Source organism: Verrucosispora sp. WMMC514 (genome assembly GCF_027497295.1).
Lineage (GTDB): Bacteria > Actinomycetota > Actinomycetes > Mycobacteriales > Micromonosporaceae > Micromonospora > Micromonospora palythoicola.
Genome location: NZ_CP114906.1, coordinates 3,575,198 through 3,592,553, shown reverse-complemented (window position 1 = coordinate 3,592,553; position 17,356 = coordinate 3,575,198). Strand labels below are relative to the sequence as shown.

The following is a 17,356-nucleotide window of genomic DNA, read 5'->3' as shown; positions in this document are numbered from 1 at the left end:
CGGCCGGCGGATCCGGCTCAACGCAACTGTCCCACCAGCTCCTCGACGCCGGTCACCGGTCGCTGGCAGACGAAGCCCCGACAGACGTACGCGGTGGCCCGCCCGTCGACCAGCGGACGGTCGGCCAGCAGCGGTGTCCCGGGCCGGTCCGGGGGGCCCGCCACGATCACCGCGCCGGGTGGGGCGTGCCGGTAAGCCGCCGCCACCAGCGGGTCACCCGCCGGATCCTCGGTCGCCACCGCGATCTCGTACGGCCCGGAGAGCAGCGCCTCGCCCACGGTCGCCGCGTAACCGGTGAAGCGGGCGTGCCGCCCGACGATCGGCGCGACGGTGGACAGGGCCGTCTCGGCGGCCTCGCGGTAGCGGTTCTCCCCGGTCAACGCCGCGTACGCGACGAGGGCGGCGACGATCGCGGACCGACCCGAGGGGGTGGCGTTGTCGGTCGGGTCGGCGGGCCGGGCGACCAGTTGCTCCGCGTCGTCGGCGGTGTCGTGGAACGCTCCGCCGGGCGCGGCGAAGTGGGCCAGCGCCGCGTCGATGAGCTGACCGGCCAGGTCCAGCCACCGCCCCTCGCCGGTGACCTGGTGCATGGCGCAGAACGCCTCGGCCACACAGCCGTAGTCCTCCAGCACTCCGGCCGGATCGCCGACCCGGCCGTCGCGGGAGGCGCGGCGCAGCCGCCCGTCGACGACGTGCACCCGGGCGAGGTGCTCGGCGGCGTCCCGCATCGCCCCGTCGGCCACGATCGTGACCCCCTCCAACAGGTTCGCCTCGCCCTCGGTGCCGAGCCGGCCGGTGGTCTCGACCAGCCGGACGAACTCCGCCAACGCGGTGATCGCCAACCCGTTCCAGGCGGCCACCACCTTGTCGTCCCGCGCCGGCTGGGGTCGGGCGTCCCGGGCGGCCAGCAGTCGGCGGACCACCACCTGCCAGCGTTCCCGTACCGTCGGATCCGCGTCGTCGACGTCGCGCGCCAGCCGCAGCACGCTCGTACCGTGCTCGAAGCTGCCGGCATCGGTCACCGCGAACAGGTCGGCGGCCCACCGGCCGTCCTCCTCGCCCAGCACCTCGACCAGTTGGTCCGGCGTCCAGACATAGGTCAGCCCCTCGACCCCCTCGGTGTCCGCGTCCAGCGCGGAGGCGAAGCCCTGCCCGGGCCGGTGCAGCTCGTCGGCGAGGAACCGGGCGGTGTCCCGGGCCACCCGCAGCGCCAGCGCGTCGCCGGTGAGTCGCCACAGCTGGGTGTAGACCCGCAGCAGCAGGGCGTTGTCGTAGAGCATCTTCTCGAAGTGCGGCACGGTCCAGTGCCCGTCCACCGAGTACCGGGCGAAGCCGCCGGCGAGCTGGTCATGGAGGCCGCCACGGGCCATCGCCTCGCAGGTGTGCCGGACGATCTCCAGGCTCCGCGCCGAGCCGGTGCGTTGGTGATGGCGCAGCAGGAAGAGCAGGTTCATGTGCGGCGGGAACTTCGGCGCCCCACCGAAACCGCCGTTGACCTCGTCGTACTCGCTGGCCAGCTGGTCGGCGGCGGCGTCGAGCAGCTCGGCGGTGAGCGGGGCGGTGGGGCCGCCGACGGCCTGGGCGCCGCCGATCGCCTCCACCACCGCGACGCCCTGGCGCAGCACGGCCTCACGCTGGTCCCGCCACGCGGCGCCGACCGACTCCAGCAGCCGGACGAAGTTCGGCCGGGGAAAGTACGTGCCGCAGAAGAACGGGGTGCCGTCCGGCGTGGCGAACACGGTCATCGGCCAGCCGCCCTGACCGGTCATCGCCTGCGTCGCGGTCATGTAGACCGCGTCGACGTCGGGCCGCTCCTCGCGGTCCACCTTGATCGAGACGAAACCCTCGTTCAGCAGCTTGCCGACCGCCTCGTCCTCGAACGACTCGTGCGCCATCACGTGGCACCAGTGGCAGGCCGAGTAGCCGACCGAGATCAGCACCGGCACCTCCCGCCGTTTCGCCTCGGCGAACGCCTCGTCGCACCAGGGCCACCAGTCCACCGGGTTGTCGGCGTGCTGGAGCAGGTACGGGCTGGTGGCGTCCGCGAGTCGATTCACCCGACGACCATATCCAGCCGGGCACCCGGTTGCCGGTCGGACGTCAGGAGGCGCCGTCGGCGCGGAGGGGGAGGACGTTCGTGGGGGCGCTGTCGCGTAGGGAGCCGAGGACGGCGGCGATCTTGTCGGCGGGCATCGGCTTGAAGAAGTGGTAGCCCTGGGCGGCGGTGCAGCCCAGCTCCGCCAGCGCGGACCGCTGCGCGGCCGTCTCCACCCCTTCGGCCACCACCCGCAGGCCCAACTGGTGGGCCAGCCCGACGGTACTGCGCACGATGGCCGCCGCCTGGGGTGAATCCGCCATCTGCAGGACGAAGGAGCGGTCCACCTTCAGCTCGTCCACAGTGACCCGGGTCAGGAACGCCAGCGACGAGAAGCCGGTACCGAAGTCGTCCACCGCCAACTGCACGCCCATCGACCGCAACGTGGTGAGCACCTGGTCGATGACCTCCAGGTCGCTCATCACCACCGTCTCGGTGATCTCCAGGACCAGCCGGTCCGCCGGCACCTGGTGCCGACGCAGCGCCTCCGCGATCTCCGCCGGCAACCTCGGATCCAACAGGCTGCGAGCGGAGAGGTTCACCGAGATCGGGACGTCCAGACCCTCCCGGGCCCAGTCGGCGGCCACGGCGAGCGCCTTGTCGAGCACGTAGCGGGTGAAGGCACCGAGCTGCTCGCTGTTCTCCACCGGCCGGATGAAGTCGGCGGGCCCCAACCAGCCCCGCCTCGGGTGCCGCCAACGGATCAGCGCCTCCACGCCGGTCGGTGCCCCGGTGACCAGGTCCACGGCCGGCTGCAACACCAGCACCAGCTGGTCGTCGGACTGCAACGCCTCGCGCAGCTCGGCGAGCAGGGCCAGCTGGTCGGTGCTGGCCGCGTCGCGTGCAGTGTCGTACGCGGCCACGCTGACACCACCCGACTTGGCCTGGTACATCGCGATGTCGGCCCGGCGCAGCAGTTCGGTCAGATCGGCGGTGCCGGCCGGGGCCACCACCACCCCGACGGAGACCTCGACGGACATCCGCACCCCGGCCACCTCGGTGGGGGCGGCCAGCCGCTCGGCGATGTCCCGGGCCTGACGCAGCGCGTACGCCATGGGCGCGGCGCGGTCGCCGACCAGCGGGACCGAACTCAGCAGCAGGGCGAACTCGTCGCCACCGAGGCGCGCCAGCAGGTCACCGGAGCGGGCCAGGGCACCCAGCCGGTTGGCGGTCAACCGCAGCAGTTGGTCACCGGCGGCGTGCCCGAGGGTGTCGTTGACCTCCTTGAACTGGTCGATGTCCAGCAGCAGCAGGGCGACCGGGTGGTCATGGGCCAGCTGCCGCAACGCCTGGTCGCCCTTGCCGAGCATCGCCGCCCGGTTGGCCAGGCCGGTCAGCGGGTCGTGCACCGCCTCGTACGAGGAGCGGGCCGTGACCAGGCGCAACTCCCGGTGAGTGGCGGCATCGTGCAACGCCGAGGCGAGGGCGTCGGCGAAGGCGGCGTGAGCGTCGCGTTCCCGACCGGTGGCCGGCGCCGTACTGGGAAAGCGCACCCGCAAGCGGCCCACTCGGGTATCGCCGACCGACAGGTCGCGGACCAGTTCCCCCGGTTCGGGCTCGTCGCCGCCGGGCGGAGCGATCTCCCGGTCGACCACCTGACCACCCGGGTCGCCCCGGTAGCGACGCCACCGACCGTCCCGCCGGGCCACCTCCACGTCGACCAGGTCCGCCTCGAACAGCGTCAGCGCTCCGGTGACGCCCGCCGTGGCGACACCCCGCTCGTCGAGCTGGTTCAGCGCCTTCGTGGCCTCGGCGAGCGATCGCCAAGTACGCCGATCGCGGTCCTCCCGCAACCGTTGCCGGTAGGTCTGCTGCAGCAGCCACAGCGGAGCGGGCAGCAACAGGAGCCAGCGTGGGTCGATCTCGATCAGCACCACCACCAGCACGCCGACCACCAGGTTGCCGACGAACATCAGCAGCTTGCCGCGCAGTGCGGCGAGCAGCGGGCGCCCGATCGGGATGCCGTGCCGCAGCGCCAGCATCACCCCGCCCAGCCAGGCGCTGGCGAGTAGATAGGCGAGGGCGCCGGCGGCCACCGCGAGCGCCAGCGCCGGGGTCGGACCGGCGAGCGTCGGCTGGCCCAGGGCGGTGGTGACCGCGACCGCCAGCGCGGTGGCGGCGGTGTGTGCGCTCGCGATTCGGATGACGTCCCAGGTGGCGCGTCCCTCGTCCACCAACGAGAGGGCCGTCCAGGCGAGCGCGACGCCGAGCAGCGCGGCCCCGGGCAGCCAGCCGGGTGGTACCAGGTAGAGGCAGACGACCAGGGCGGCTTCGGCCCAGGTGACGCTCACCACGCCGGCCGCGGCCCGGAACCGGAGCCGGGCCAGCTGGGACAGGGCGAAGAGGGCGACCGCGAAGCCGAAGCGGGCGGGCCCGGCGAGCGGATCGTCGGCGGGCAGCCGCGCCGGCAGGCTCAGGCCCACCACCGCGGTCACCAACGCGGTGGCCACGACGGCGGCGGTGAGCAGGTGCAGCCCTGTCGGCGTACCACGGACCCGGGGCCGGTCGAGCGGTTGACCGGCCCTGCCGGAGGTCACCGACCCCCTCCCGCCGACCCGGAACAGGCCACGCGGCGGGCGGACACGACTGCGGTGGTCATCGGCGCCCCCTCCCGCGCAGCTTGAGGACTTCTGGTCCCCCCGGCGGAAGGCTAAGCCAAACCCGATGGTCGCAACAGGGGTCGACCATCCGGTTCGACGTGAATCATGCTCCGATCAGCCGTCGCGGCGCTGCTTGCGCCCGTTGGGAGCATCCGTGGATGAATCCTCCGTCACGATCCCACCTGTCGGATCATCGACCGAACGGTCCATCGACTCGGTGCCGGGCGCCGTCGGCCCCTCGGTCGGGAACCGGTCCGGAAGCCGGCGCAGCCGGGCGTTCATGTTCCGGATCAGCAGCACGGTGGCGGCACCGAGGACGAGAATGAGGAACAGGCCCATCGGCCCGGCGAGGCCACCGGTGCGGGTGTCCCCGAAGTTGTTCTGGGCGAGCACCTGAGCAGCGGTCAGCATGGGATTCCTCCGGGTCGCGGTGTGCGACCAGGGTAGCCCGCCGCCCGCTCAGCGGGCATGGGCCGTACCTCGCACGCCGGCGAACAGGTCCGACTCCGGCATCGGGCTGTCGACCGACGACCGGACCAGCTCGAAATCCTCCGTCGGCCAGGCGCGCTGCTGCAGCTCCATCGGCACCTGGAACCAGAAGCCGTCCGGATCCACCTGGGTGGCGTGCGCCCGCAGCGCGTCGTCGCGCACCGGGAAGTACTCGGCGCAGGGCACCCGGGTGGTGATCCGGGGCCCCTTGTCCGGCCGGTCCTCCCAGCGGGTCAGCCACTCCGCGTACGGCGAATCGGCACCGGTCGCGAGCACGGCCTCGTGCAACGCCAGGATCTTGCCCTTGGAGAAGCCGATGTCGTAGTAGAGCTTGAGCGGCTGCCACGGCGCGCCCAGTTCCGGGTAGCGCTCGGCGTCGCCGGCCGCGTCGAAGGCCGCCACGCTGACCTTGTGGCACATGATGTGGTCCGGGTGCGGGTAGCCACCCTCCTCGTCGTAGGTGGTGACCACGTGCGGACGGAACTCACGCATCAGCCGCACCAGCGGGCCGGCGGCCACGTCCACGTCCTGGAGGGCGAAACAACCCTCGGGCAGCGGCGGCAACGGATCACCCTCGGGCAGACCGGAGTCGACGAAACCCAGCCATGCCTGCTCGATGCCGAGGATCGCCCGGGCCGCGTCCATCTCGGCGCGACGGATCTCGGCGATGTTCGCCCAGACGTCGGGACGGTCGAGCTTGGGGTTGAGCACGCTGCCCCGCTCACCGCCCGTACACGTCACGACCAGCACGTCCACCCCTTCGGCGACGTACTTCGCCATCGTCGCGGCGCCCTTGCTCGACTCGTCGTCGGGGTGCGCGTGAACGGCCATGAGTCGAAGTTGCTCTGCCAAGGTCGGCGCTCCTCGTCTCTGCCCACCGGCGACCCACCCCGGGCCCCCGTTGACCTGCCGGATTCCTCCCCGTAGCGGCATCGGACCGCGCCGGCCTGTCATATTTGACCCCAGCCGTACGCGACGCTGAGCCAGATCTGGCGACCGAGTCGAACAGGAATGGCGGACTCTGCCATTCTTGCCGATACCGCTGACAACAACGCCAGGGAGATACCCGACGGTGACCGAGACGCACGCCACACTTGGACCGGACGCGCCGGTTTTCCCACCCGGTCGGTACGGTCGCCGCCGCGCGCCGCGCCGCCGCCGCCCGGTGCTGGCCGCGCTGCTCGCCGTCGTCGTGGTCGCGACGCTCACCGCCGTCTCGGTCCGGCTCTACCGGCAGTACGGCGATCCGGCGTACGACGCCCAGGTGATCAGCTACGGCGACATCACGGACGACCAGGTGGTGGTCGACTTCCGGGTGAACCTGCCGGACGGTGGTTCGGCGGTGTGCGTGCTGCGCGCCCGGGACCACGCCGGTGCCGAGGTGGCCCGCGAGGAGGTGCCGGTGACCGCCGTCGCCGGGCAACCTCACGTCACCGTCCGGCACCGCCTCGCGACCACGGCGCGGCCGTTCATCGGTGAGGTCGTCCGCTGCCGGCCACCCGGCTGAGATCCGCCACGGGAGCCGCCCGCTCTCCTGCGCCTCGGGTCCGGACGCCGACAGCCCGCGGCGGTCGACGGCCCCCGATCCGGGCAGCCCGTCGATGCGCCCGGCGTGATCGCCGACACTCCTTGTCGTAGGGCACTGGTAACTTGGAGGTTCACCTGTCAGCCAGCACGCACAACCGAGGAGGACCGCCTGTGTCCAATGGCAACGAGGCGCCCGCCACCTGGCTGTCCCAGGACGCGTACGACCGCCTGAAGGGCGAGCTCGACGAGTTGATCGCCAACCGGCCGGTCATCGCCGCCGAGATCAACGCCCGGCGTGAGGAAGGCGACCTGCGCGAGAACGGCGGCTACCACGCCGCCCGCGAGGAGCAGGGCAAGGCCGAGGGGCGCATCCTCTACCTGAAGGAGCTGCTCCGCACGGCCCAGGTCGGCGAGGCGCCGACCGTCGACGCCGTGGCGCCCGGGATGGTCGTGACGATCTACTTCGACGACGACGCCGACGACACAGAGACGTTCCTGCTCGGCTCGCGTGAGATCGCCTCGACCACGGACCTGACGGTCTACAGCCCCGAGTCGGCCCTCGGCCAGGCGATCCTGGGCGGCAAGGCGGGCCAGGCCTGCACCTACACCGCTCCGAGCGGCGCCGACATCAAGGTGACCGTGGTCAGCTTCGAGCCCTTCTCCGGCTGACCGTCGTCGTCCGCCGGCCGAGCCGGCAGTCCGATCGTCCAGAGGCGTGACGCCACCGCGTCACGCCTCTGGTGCGATGGTCACCTGGTAGCCGCTGGCCCGCAGCGCGCTGATCAGCATGTCGGAGTGTTCGACGCCACGGGTCTCCACCGACAGCGCCACCTCCACCTCACCGAGGCGCAGGTGCGGGTTGGCCCGCTGGTGCACCACGTCCACCACGTTCGCCCGGTGCTCGGCGATCTCGCTCAACAGCGAGGCCAGCTGTCCGGGCCGGTCCGAGCAGCGCACCGTCACCCGCAGGTACCGACCCGCCGCCGCCAGTCCGTGCTCGATCACGCGCAACATCAGCAGCGGGTCGATGTTGCCACCGGAGAGCACCACCACCGCCGGCGCGGTCACCTCGACAGCACCGGCCAGCAGGGCGGCCACGCCGACCGCCCCGGCCGGCTCGACCACCTGCTTGCCGCGTTCGAGCAGCATGAGCAACGCCCGGGAGATGTCCTCCTCGGAGACGGTGACCATGTCGTCGACGAGCTTGCGGACGTGGCTGAAGGTGACGTCGCCCGGCCGACCGACCGCGATGCCGTCCGCGATGGTGGTGAAGGCCGGCAGCCGGACCGGCTCGCCCGCGACAAGTGACGGCGGGAAGGCCGCCGCGCCGGCCGCCTGCACCCCGATCACCCGAACCTCCGGCCGGAGCGCCTTGGCGGCAACCGCCAGCCCGGAGATCAGTCCTCCCCCGCCCACACCGGTGACGATCGTGGTGACCTGCGGGCACTGCTCCAGGATCTCCAGCGCCACCGTGCCCTGCCCGGCGATGACGTCCCGGTGGTCGAACGGATGGATCAGCACTGCGCCGGTGCGCTCGGCGAACGTCTGCGCCGCGACCAGAGACTCGTCGACCGTGGCACCGATCAGCTCGACCTGGGCGCCGTATCCCTTCGTGGCCGCCACCTTCGGCAGTGGCGCGTTCACCGGCATGAAGACGGTGGCGTGGGTGCCGACCAGGCCGGCGGCGAGCGCCACACCCTGTGCGTGGTTGCCGGCGCTGGCCGCGACCACGCCCCGGGCACGCTCCTGCGCCGACAGCCGCGAGATCCGCACGTACGCGCCGCGCACCTTGTACGACCCCGCCCGTTGGAGGTTCTCGCACTTGAGCCAGACCGGCCCGCCGAGCGCGGCGCTGAGCGGGCGGGACGGCTCCAGCGGAGTGGTCCGGACGACCCCGTCGAGCAGGTCCCGGGCCGCGCGCACCTCGTCCAGGCTGACCAGTTCCGTCATGCCTAGATCGTGCCACCCGCCCCGTCCGGCGTCGGCGACGCCCGACCCGGAACAGCTGGCGGCGGACCGGTGAACGGTGCCGGGACGGCCGAGGCCGGGTCCGGCGATGCGGCCACCGTCATACCGGGCAGGATCGGGCCGGCGGGCATCGACCGGGCGATTCGGGCGGTCTGCGCAGTGGAGATGCTCTGGATCAGCACGATCAAGGAACCCCCCGCCACCGTGCAGAAGATCGCCGGCACCAGGTACTCACCGGTCGCCCGCAGGTAATGGTCGGCGTACGCCTGGAAATCGGACGAGGTCCGCGGGTACGGCAGAGCCTCGTACTCGGCGGCGGCGGAGCGCGCGAACATCCGTTCCGCGAAGAGGAACACCAACCAGCTGCCCCACCACACGTGCACGAGCACCGGGGTACTGAGCCGCCACAGACTCTCCCGGGCGATGTTGCCCACCACCCGGTGCGGCATCACGAAGTTGACGAACGGCACCAACCATCCGGCGATCGCCCACCCGTCGGAGTTGGTGGGCCCGGCGCCCGGAAAGGCGTCCAGGTTCGTCCGGGCCCGCCAGGTCCAGACGATCACGAGCACGATCGCGACCAGGAACGCGACCTGGTAGAGCAGTGCCGCCGCCAGTTCCAGCACCCCCGCGGTGAGCAGGAACGTCTCGCCGTCGCGGGTGTCGGCCGCCCGCTCGGCGAGCAGCGCGTTCACCGGCTGGACGGCCACCGTCAACAACAGGAACGCGGTGGTCGCGGCGACGGCGACCGAGGCGGCCCGACCGACGCCCCGGACCGGTCGCACCCGGGCACCCGGGTGCAGGGCCGGAGCACCGACCGGCGTGCGGCAGGTCGGGCATTCTCTGGTGCGTACGTCGGTGTCGGTGTCGCAGGTGTGGCAGAGCATGCCCGGCGGTCCTCCCCTGTCGCGGTGCCGGGGAGCCTAGATGATCAAGCGTTGGCTGGCCAGCCCGTTCCGACGTGCGGGTATCCGGGTGCGTGCCGAGGCCACGGGTTCGCCATCTCGAACTGACCGGCGACGCCGAGCAGCAGCAGTTCCGAGCCGGGTGGTCCGACAAGTTGCACGGCGAGCGGCAGCCCGTCCGGGCGGCGGCCCACCGGCACCACCAGGGCGGGCAGGCCGGCGATGTTCCACGGCGCGGCGTAGGGCGCGTACCGGATGCTGGCCAGCATGTTGGCCTGCCAGGAGCGGGTCGACCAGCTGGCCGCCGGCGGCGGTGCGCTGGCCAGCGCCGGGGTGAGCAGCAGGTCCACCGAATGGTCGGTGAAGAAGCCGATCGACCGCTCGCGCCAGGCCGACCGGTCGGCCTCCCGGACGTACCCGCGCCGCCAGGCCCACTCGCCGAGGGCGACGTGCCGGCGGCTGCGGCGTTGCAGGGCACGCCGGTCGACCCCGGCGTCGCGCACGTCCGCCGCCGCGGCGGCGAACCAGGTGGCGATGCCCTTCAGGCCCAGCGACGTCGGGTACACCGGGTCGGCCGGCACCGTGTCGTGCCCCGCACCGGCGAGCAGCCGACCGGCGGCGGCGACCGCGTCCCGGTTCGGCGCGTCGGGTGAGACGCCCCGCACGGGCGATCGCAGCGACACGCCGACCCGCAGCCGCTGCGGCGGTACGAGCTTGCTCTGGGCCCGCCCGGCGAGCACCTGGAAACCGACCGCCGCGTCGGCGACGGTGGTGCTGAGCATGCCGTGCTCGGTCAGGCCGAACCAGTCCTCCGCGCCGAGCTGACAGGGCACCACCCCGCGACCGGGTTTCAGGCCGACCAGCCCGCAGCAGGCGGCCGGGATCCGGATCGAGCCGAGACCGTCGTTGCCGTGGGCGATCGGCACCAGTCCGGCGGCCACGGCCGCGGCCGCACCACCGGAGGAGCCGCCCGGGGTGCGGGACAGGTCCCACGGGTTGCGGGTGACGGCGGTCTCGTCGTCGGTGCTGCCCCACAGGCCCAGCTCGGGCATCCGGGTGACGCCGAGGATCACCGCCCCGGCTCCGCGTAGTCGGCGGACCACCTCGTGGTCGGCCTCCGCCACGGCGGTACGGACGGCGGCGGAACCGTTCCAGGTGGGCACACCGGCCACCGGGGTGTTCTCCTTGACCGCGACCGGCACCCCGGCCAGCGGGAGGTTCGCCAGGTCCTCCTGCTCGTCGACCTTCTCCGCCTCGGTGACCGCCTCCCCGCCGCGTACCGCGCGGAACGCGGCGAGGTCGACGTCGGTCTTGGCGACATGGTCGAGGTGGTCGGCGAGCACCTGGGTGGCGGAGACGTCTCCCCGGCGTACGCCCCGGGCGATCTGTTTGGCGGTCGCCCCGACCCAGGTCGGCATGATGTCCTGCACGGCCACCCTCCCAAGCCAGCGGTCAGCCCAGCGCCTGCTCCAGATCGGCGAGCAGGTCTTCGACCGTCTCGATGCCGACAGACAGTCGCACGAGATCGGAGGGAACTTCAAGCGGCGAGCCGGCAGCACTCGCGTGTGTCATCCGGCCGGGATGTTCGATCAGGGATTCCACCCCACCGAGGGACTCGGCGAGCACGAAGAGCCGGGCCCGGTTGCAGATCTCGACGGCGTGCTCCTCGCCCCCGGCGGCCCGGAAGGAGATCATGCCGCCGAACCGACGCATCTGCTTCGCCGCCACCTCGTGCCCGGGGTGCGTGGGCAGGCCCGGATAGAGCACCTGACCGACCTTGGCATGCCCGTCCAGGTACGCCACGATCCGTTCGGCGTTGTCGCAGTGCCGGTCCATGCGTACCCCGAGGGTCTTGATACCGCGCAGGGTCAGCCACGCGTCGAACGGACCGTTGATCGCGCCCATCGCGTTCTGGTGGTAGCGCAGTCGCTCGCCGAGGTCGGCGTCGGCCGCCACCAACGCGCCACCGACCACGTCGGAGTGCCCGCCGACGTACTTGGTGGTCGAGTGCACGACCACGTCCGCGCCGAGCGTGATCGGCTGTTGCAGGTACGGCGAGGCGAACGTGTTGTCGACCACCAGCAGCGCCCCGGCGTCGTGCGCCACGGCGGCCAGGGTGGCGATGTCGGCGATGCCGAGCAGCGGGTTGGTAGGGGTCTCCACCCAGACCACCTTCGTGACGCCGGGCCGGATCGCGGCCCGCACGGCGTCCGCGTCGGAGACCCGGGCCGGGGTGTACGCCAGGCCCCACCGCTCGGCGACCTTGGCGAAGAGCCGGTACGTGCCGCCGTACGCGTCATCGGGGATCACCACGTGGTCGCCCGGACCACAGACGGTACGCAACAGGGTGTCCTCGGCGGCGAGACCGCTGGCGAAGGCCAGGCCGACCCGGCCGGCCTCCAGCGCGGCCAGGCACTCCTGGAGCGCGTCCCGCGTCGGATTGCCGGAGCGGCTGTACTCGTAGCCGAGCCGTGGCGCGCCGACCGCGTCCTGGGCGTACGTGCTGGTCTGGTAGATCGGGGGGATCACCGCGCCGGTGCGGGCCTCGGGGTCCTGGCCGGCATGGATGGCGAGCGTCTCGAAGCCATGGGTCATTCCGCAGACGTTAGTCCTCCCGCCCGTCCCACCGTATGAAACCCACCCTGCCGGCCGGCTGGGTCATACTGGGCCGATGAGTCCGACGGAAACGCTGGCGTCTCGCCTGGCTGGCGCGGCCGACCGCATCCCGACGTCACTGGACCAGCTCACCGGGCCGGAGTGTGGCCACGTCGTACTGCCCCTGCGTTTGGCCTGGTCGGGTCTTACCGAGTTCGACATCGCCGATCCGCGGCAACGACTGACTCTGTACCGGACGTTGCTCGACTGCGGCCAACGGGACGATATCGTCCGCTACGTCAACGCGACGCTGCTCCGCAACGACTGGCCCCGCGTCAGGCGCCTCACCTCAAGGCGTCTGGTGGCGATCTGGGAACGTCGGCTTCCCGAGCTCGTTTCCTGAGTGTGGATGAACTACACCTTCGATTGCTGCGCGTCGGCTTCACTGCTGGCGACGACCTCGGGCTCGTCCTGGCCGGCGGCTACGCCCTCGCCGCACACGATCTTGTCAAACGACCGTCCCGGGACATCGACTTCGCGACAGCCACCACTCTTCCTCTACCGGTCGTGGCCGCGCGCCTTGTCGATGCGTACGTCGCAGCCGGATTCGACGCGCGCATCATCGAGGCGACCGCACGGATGGCACGGTTGATGGTCACCGCAACAGATCAAGCGTGCGAGGTTGACCTGTTGAAAGAGGCGATCGGGCCACCCGCCGCGCTCAAGCTTGGGCCCGTTCTCGCCTTCGACGACGCGGTCGGCCTGAAGATGCGAGCGCTTCACGAGCGCGCCGCGCACCGTGACTACATCGACATCCACGCCGCCAACGACCGCCTCCGTCGGCCCGACCTGGAGTCTCTGGGTGCCCGACACACGGTCGGATTCTCGTTGGAGGAGTTGGCTGACCGGCTCGGCGCCATCGGTGAGCTGGACGACGAGACGTTCACCGCGTACGGGCTGACGGACCCGAGGATCGTCGAGCTACGCGGCTGGGCCATCGCCTGGGAGGCGGACATCCGGTCCCGGCTGGCGAACGGGGAGACCGGTCCGGTGCCGGTGGCCGGCGACGAGTGGGACGCGTACCTCGACCGGCTGTGACCGGCGGTGCGCGGGTGGCGGCGGGGCGGCGGCACCCGCACCGGCTTAATCTGGCGGGATGGCGGGTTGCGTGTTCTGCGGGATCGTGGCCGGTGAGGTTCCGGCGTTCCGGGTGACCGACGAGCCGGACGGGGTCGCGTTCCTGGACACCCGGCCGGTGTTCAAGGGACATGTGCTGGTGGTGCCGCGCACCCATCTGGTCACCCTCGCCGACCTGCCGCTGGAGTCGCTGCCCGGCTACTTCGGGTTGGTGCGGCGGATCGCCGTGGCGGTCGAGTCCGGTCTCGGCGCGGGCGGCACGTTCGTCGCGATGAACAACCGGGTGTCCCAGTCGGTGCCACACCTGCACACCCATGTGGTGCCCAGGACGAAGGGCGACGGGCTGCGTGGCTTCTTCTGGCCGCGTACCCGCTACGCCGACGACGCCGAGGCCTCCTCCTACGCGGCCCGGGTCCGGACGGCGCTGGCGGCCTGACGGAGCGCGACGCGGGTAAGGAAGCGGCGTCCGCCGGTGTTGCACGCGGGGAAGGGTACGAAAGGAGTTCCACCGTGTTCCTCCGCCGCATGAAGGCCGAGATGATCTCACCCGACCGGGCCCTGCCCGGCCGTCCCATCGCGATGCCGGTGGCCGACCGGCACGAGGTGCTCGGAACCCCGCTGAAGGGCCCGTTCCCCGAGGGCTATCAGGTCGCCGTGTTCGGGATGGGGTGTTTCTGGGGAGCCGAGCGCCTGTTCTGGACCCTGCCCGGCGTCTTCACCACCTCCGTGGGTTACGCGGGTGGTTACACCCCCAACCCGAGCTACGAGGAGGTCTGCTCCGGGATGACCGGGCACACCGAGGCGGTCGAGGTGGTGTACGACCCCACGAAGATCAGCTACGAGGATCTGCTGAAGGTCTTCTGGGAGAACCACGACCCGACCCAGGGCATGCGCCAGGGCAACGACGTGGGCACCCAGTACCGGTCCGCGATCTACGCCAGCACGGACGAGCAGCTCGCGACCGCCGAGGCGTCGCGGGAGGCGTTCGCGCCGATCGTCGCCCGCGCCGGCAAGGGCGAGATCACCACGGAGATCGCCCGGCTCGGTGACTACTACCTGGCCGAGGACTACCACCAGCAGTACCTCGCCCCGACGAAGAACCCCAACGGCTACTGCAACCACGGCCCGAACGGCCTGACTTGTCCGGTTGGCGTGGCCAAGACCGCGTAGCGCCGCAGGCTACCGGGCCGATGGCCCGGTAGCCTGCGGCACCAAAGCCTCAAAATTTGTACAGACTTCACGCCAGCAACTGCCTATACTTCGAGCATGACTGTCGTGCCGTTCACCGACGCTCGCAACCGCCTCTCGGAACTCATCGACGAGGTGACCTCGACCCATGAGCGGATAGAGATCACCAAACACGGCCACACCGCCGCGGTGCTCATCTCCGCCGACGATCTCGCAGCCTTGGAAGAGACGCTGGAGGTCCTGTCCAGCACTGAAGCCATGCGGCAACTTGCCGAATCCAAGGCAGCCGTCGAAGCCGGTGACGTTCTCGACGCCGACGAACTCGCGGCGTTGATGGCGAAGCGGTCGAAGCAGGCACGGTGACTGGCCCAGTCCCCGACCGCTACCGACTTCAGGTCGCCGGCCCGGCCGCACGCGCCTTGGCTGGGCGGCTGCCAGAAAAGATCGCCGCAGCCGTCCACGAGTTCATTACCACCGCCCTCCTCGACAACCCCCATCGCGTCGGCAAACGACTGCTTCTGCCACCGTTCGAGGGAACCTGGTCGGCCAGACGGGGCACGTATCGAGTCCTATACGAGATCGACGAAGACGACGGCGTCGTGACCGTGACGGCAATAGAACATCGCGCCGACGCCTACCGATCGCGTTGATTCAACGGCGCGAATCAGCACATCACCGCTCGCCAGGGTTCAAGAACCCGAACGGCTACTGCAACCACGGCCCGAACGGGCTGAGTTGCCCGGTCGGGGTGGCGCGTACCGCCGGCTGAGCGACCACGCACGACGCACGCCATGACGACCGGCCCGCCGATTCGGTGGGCCGGTCGCCGTGCGCGCCGCCGACCACCGGTCTGTGACCACATCCACGCTGCACGTATTGCGGCATTCGTCACACCGGGAGCCACTCCTCAAAGGCCGCAACGGGCACCAGACGGGTAGGAACAGCACAGCGCCCGGTCGACCGTGACACCTGCTTGATCGCGGGGCGCGGATTCTAGCAATGCTGTTACACGACCGTCATGGTCTCAACAGGCTAATCGCAACATCCTCTGGCAGCATGGGCACACATGTGCGGACTGGCTGGGGAGTTCCGACGGGACGCGACGCGTGCCGACGTCGCAGCGGTGGAACGGATGGCCGCCACCATGTGCGATCGGGGGCCGGACGGCAGCGGGGTGTGGTCACAGGGGCCGGTCGCCCTCGGCCACCGCCGTCTGAAGATCATCGACCTGTCGGCGGCCAGCGGCCAGCCGATCGTCGACTCCGCCGCCGGCCTCACCGGCGTGTTCAACGGCTGCATCTACAACTACCGCGAGCTGCGTGCCGAGCTGCAGGCCAAGGGCCACCACTTCTTCTCCAGCGGAGACAGTGAGGTCGTCGTCAAGGCGTACGCCGAGTGGGGGCTGGACTTCGTCGACCACCTGATCGGCATGTTCGCCGTGGCGATCAGCGAACGGGACACCGGCCGTCTGGTGCTGGCCCGCGACCGGCTCGGCATCAAGCCGCTCTACCTCGCCGAGTCCGCAGGTGTGGTGCGCTTCGCCAGCACCCTGCCGGCGCTGCTGGCCGGCGGCGGGGTGGACACCGGCATCGACCCGGTCGCGCTGGCCCACTACCTCAGCTTCCACAGCATCGTGCCGCCGCCGCGCACCATCCTGCGCGGGGTCACCAAGCTGCCACCGGCCACCGTGCGGGTCTACGAGGCCGACGGCCGCAGCCACGAGCGCGTCTACTGGGATCCACCGTTCCTCCGCCGCGACGAGCACTCCGGATGGTCCGAGCGGGAGTGGCAGGACGCGCTGCACGAGTCACTCATCACCGCCGTACGTCGGCGGATGGTCGCCGACGTGCCGGTCGGCGTGCTGCTCTCCGGTGGGCTGGACTCCAGCCTGGTGGTCGCCCTGTTGGCCGGGGAGGGGCAGCGCGGGCTGTCGACCTTCTCCATCGGCTTCGACGCCGTCGGTGGCCGGGAGGGTGACGAGTTCCGCTACTCCGACGTGGTCGCCAAGACCTTCGACACCGACCACCACCAGATCCGGGTCGCCGCCCAGGATCTGGTTCCGCCGCTGGAGGCGGCCGTCGCGGCCATGAGTGAACCCATGGTCAGCCACGACTGCGTCGCCTTCTACCTGCTCAGCCAGGAGGTGTCGCGGCACGTCAAGGTGGTGCAGTCGGGTCAGGGCGCCGACGAGATCCTGGGCGGCTACCACTGGTACCCACCGCTGGCGCAGGTCGGCCGGGAGCAGGCCCTCGACACGTACGCCCGGGCCTTCTTCGACCGCGACGGCGCCGGCCTGGCCCGGGTGCTCAACCCCGGCTGGCTCACCGACGGCGATCCGGCGCGGGAGTTCGTCGCCGCCCACCTGGCGCGGCCGGGAGCGCAGACCGCGGTCGACGCCGGCCTGCGCATCGACACGCAGATCATGCTCACCGACGACCCGGTCAAGCGGGTCGACAACATGACCATGGCGCACGGGCTGGAGGCCCGGGTGCCGTTCCTGGATCACGAGTTCGTGGAACTGGCCGCCGCCTGCCCCCCGGAGTTGAAGCTGGCGCAGGGCGGTAAGGGTGTGCTGAAGGAGATCGGCCGTCGTGTGCTGCCGCACGAGGTCATCGACCGGCCCAAGGGTTACTTCCCGGTGCCGGGCCTGACGCACCTGGAGGGCAAGCTCCTCGACCGGGTACGCGACGCGCTGTCCGCTCCGGAGGCCCGCCGCCGCGACCTGTTCCGCACCGATTACGTCAACGCCCTGCTCGACGCGCCCAACGCCGAACTGACCCCGTTGAACGGAAACAAGCTGTGGCAACTCGGACTCCTGGAAATGTGGCTCCAGAGCCACGGAATCGACTGAG

17 protein-coding genes are annotated in these 17,356 nt (G+C 71.2%); 9 read left to right on the top strand and 8 right to left on the bottom strand.

Features of this window, described 5'->3' with window-relative positions; genetic code table 11:
* Window positions 1-17: 17 nt before the first annotated feature.
* The 4 genes from O7597_RS16820 to mca all read right to left on the bottom strand — a co-directional run bounded on the left by O7597_RS16820 (window position 18) and on the right by mca (window position 6,036).
* Window positions 18-2,057, bottom strand: coding sequence for a thioredoxin domain-containing protein (locus O7597_RS16820; RefSeq protein WP_281580108.1), 2,040 nt, complete (start codon window positions 2,055-2,057; stop codon window positions 18-20).
* 43 nt (window positions 2,058-2,100) lie between these two features.
* Complete coding sequence (locus O7597_RS16815; RefSeq protein WP_269742641.1) at window positions 2,101-4,569, bottom strand: bifunctional diguanylate cyclase/phosphodiesterase; 2,469 nt, start codon at window positions 4,567-4,569, stop codon at window positions 2,101-2,103.
* A gap of 240 nt (window positions 4,570-4,809) precedes the next feature.
* Window positions 4,810-5,106, bottom strand: a complete 297-nt coding sequence (locus O7597_RS16810; RefSeq protein WP_164446060.1) for a hypothetical protein — start codon at window positions 5,104-5,106, stop codon at window positions 4,810-4,812.
* Between the two features lie 48 nt (window positions 5,107-5,154).
* Window positions 5,155-6,036 (bottom strand): mycothiol conjugate amidase Mca, encoded by an 882-nt coding sequence (gene mca / locus O7597_RS16805; RefSeq protein WP_281580107.1) that lies wholly within the window; start codon window positions 6,034-6,036, stop codon window positions 5,155-5,157.
* Window positions 6,037-6,256: 220 nt separating this feature from the next.
* Here mca and O7597_RS16800 point away from each other — a divergent pair, with 220 nt between their 5' ends.
* Window positions 6,257-6,691: a DUF4307 domain-containing protein gene (locus O7597_RS16800; protein ID WP_269739772.1), complete on the top strand. Its 435-nt coding sequence runs from the start codon at window positions 6,257-6,259 to the stop codon at window positions 6,689-6,691.
* A gap of 191 nt (window positions 6,692-6,882) precedes the next feature.
* Window positions 6,883-7,380: a transcription elongation factor GreA gene (gene greA / locus O7597_RS16795; protein WP_164446063.1), complete on the top strand. Its 498-nt coding sequence runs from the start codon at window positions 6,883-6,885 to the stop codon at window positions 7,378-7,380.
* Window positions 7,381-7,440: 60 nt separating this feature from the next.
* On the opposite strand, the gene ilvA is transcribed toward greA, so the two are convergent.
* From ilvA to O7597_RS16775, 4 genes are read right to left on the bottom strand one after another with little or no spacing between them, the layout of a single operon-like run.
* Window positions 7,441-8,661 (bottom strand): threonine ammonia-lyase, encoded by a 1,221-nt coding sequence (gene ilvA, locus O7597_RS16790; protein WP_281580106.1) that lies wholly within the window; start codon window positions 8,659-8,661, stop codon window positions 7,441-7,443.
* Window positions 8,662-8,663: 2 nt separating this feature from the next.
* Entirely contained in the window at window positions 8,664-9,566 is a 903-nt protein-coding gene (locus tag O7597_RS16785; protein ID WP_281580105.1) for a DUF4328 domain-containing protein, read from the bottom strand.
* 44 nt (window positions 9,567-9,610) lie between these two features.
* Complete coding sequence (locus O7597_RS16780) at window positions 9,611-11,020, bottom strand: amidase family protein (RefSeq protein ID WP_281580104.1); 1,410 nt, start codon at window positions 11,018-11,020, stop codon at window positions 9,611-9,613.
* A gap of 16 nt (window positions 11,021-11,036) precedes the next feature.
* A complete protein-coding gene (locus O7597_RS16775) occupies window positions 11,037-12,179 on the bottom strand; it encodes a cystathionine gamma-synthase (protein WP_269739777.1) in 1,143 nt (380 codons plus the stop codon).
* Between the two features lie 76 nt (window positions 12,180-12,255).
* On the opposite strand from O7597_RS16775, the gene O7597_RS16770 reads away from it, so the two are divergent.
* From O7597_RS16770 to O7597_RS16740, 7 genes are all read left to right on the top strand, one after another.
* Window positions 12,256-12,582, top strand: coding sequence for a hypothetical protein (locus O7597_RS16770; protein WP_269739778.1), 327 nt, complete (start codon window positions 12,256-12,258; stop codon window positions 12,580-12,582).
* A gap of 2 nt (window positions 12,583-12,584) precedes the next feature.
* Complete coding sequence (locus O7597_RS16765; protein ID WP_269739779.1) at window positions 12,585-13,277, top strand: nucleotidyl transferase AbiEii/AbiGii toxin family protein; 693 nt, start codon at window positions 12,585-12,587, stop codon at window positions 13,275-13,277.
* Window positions 13,278-13,335: 58 nt separating this feature from the next.
* Window positions 13,336-13,752: an HIT family protein gene (locus O7597_RS16760; protein WP_281580103.1), complete on the top strand. Its 417-nt coding sequence runs from the start codon at window positions 13,336-13,338 to the stop codon at window positions 13,750-13,752.
* Between the two features lie 74 nt (window positions 13,753-13,826).
* Window positions 13,827-14,486, top strand: coding sequence for a peptide-methionine (S)-S-oxide reductase MsrA (msrA, locus tag O7597_RS16755; protein ID WP_281580102.1), 660 nt, complete (start codon window positions 13,827-13,829; stop codon window positions 14,484-14,486).
* Between the two features lie 96 nt (window positions 14,487-14,582).
* Window positions 14,583-14,867 carry a type II toxin-antitoxin system Phd/YefM family antitoxin gene (locus O7597_RS16750; RefSeq protein WP_281580101.1) on the top strand — a complete coding sequence of 95 codons (285 nt, stop codon included), beginning with the start codon at window positions 14,583-14,585 and terminating at the stop codon, window positions 14,865-14,867.
* On the top strand, window positions 14,864-15,154 hold the full coding sequence (locus O7597_RS16745) for a type II toxin-antitoxin system RelE/ParE family toxin (protein WP_269739783.1): 291 nt from the start codon (window positions 14,864-14,866) through the stop codon (window positions 15,152-15,154). The genes O7597_RS16750 and O7597_RS16745 overlap by 4 nt, the downstream gene beginning before the upstream one ends.
* Before the next feature lie 416 nt (window positions 15,155-15,570).
* On the top strand, window positions 15,571-17,355 hold the full coding sequence (locus O7597_RS16740; RefSeq protein ID WP_281580100.1) for an N-acetylglutaminylglutamine amidotransferase: 1,785 nt from the start codon (window positions 15,571-15,573) through the stop codon (window positions 17,353-17,355).
* Window position 17,356 lies beyond the last annotated feature (1 nt).

What these genes read in the sequence shown, in the direction of transcription:
- O7597_RS16810 (WP_164446060.1), bottom strand. Translation starts at nt 5,106, where the DNA reads ATGCTGACCGCTGCTCAGGTGCTCGCCCAGAACAACTTCGGGGACACC.
- ilvA (WP_281580106.1), bottom strand. Translation starts at nt 8,661, where the DNA reads ATGACGGAACTGGTCAGCCTGGACGAGGTGCGCGCGGCCCGGGACCTG.
- O7597_RS16785 (WP_281580105.1), bottom strand. Translation starts at nt 9,566, where the DNA reads ATGCTCTGCCACACCTGCGACACCGACACCGACGTACGCACCAGAGAA.
- O7597_RS16775 (WP_269739777.1), bottom strand. Translation starts at nt 12,179, where the DNA reads ATGACCCATGGCTTCGAGACGCTCGCCATCCATGCCGGCCAGGACCCC.
- O7597_RS16770 (WP_269739778.1), top strand. Translation starts at nt 12,256, where the DNA reads ATGAGTCCGACGGAAACGCTGGCGTCTCGCCTGGCTGGCGCGGCCGAC.
- O7597_RS16760 (WP_281580103.1), top strand. Translation starts at nt 13,336, where the DNA reads ATGGCGGGTTGCGTGTTCTGCGGGATCGTGGCCGGTGAGGTTCCGGCG.
- O7597_RS16750 (WP_281580101.1), top strand. Translation starts at nt 14,583, where the DNA reads ATGACTGTCGTGCCGTTCACCGACGCTCGCAACCGCCTCTCGGAACTC.
- O7597_RS16740 (WP_281580100.1), top strand. Translation starts at nt 15,571, where the DNA reads ATGTGCGGACTGGCTGGGGAGTTCCGACGGGACGCGACGCGTGCCGAC.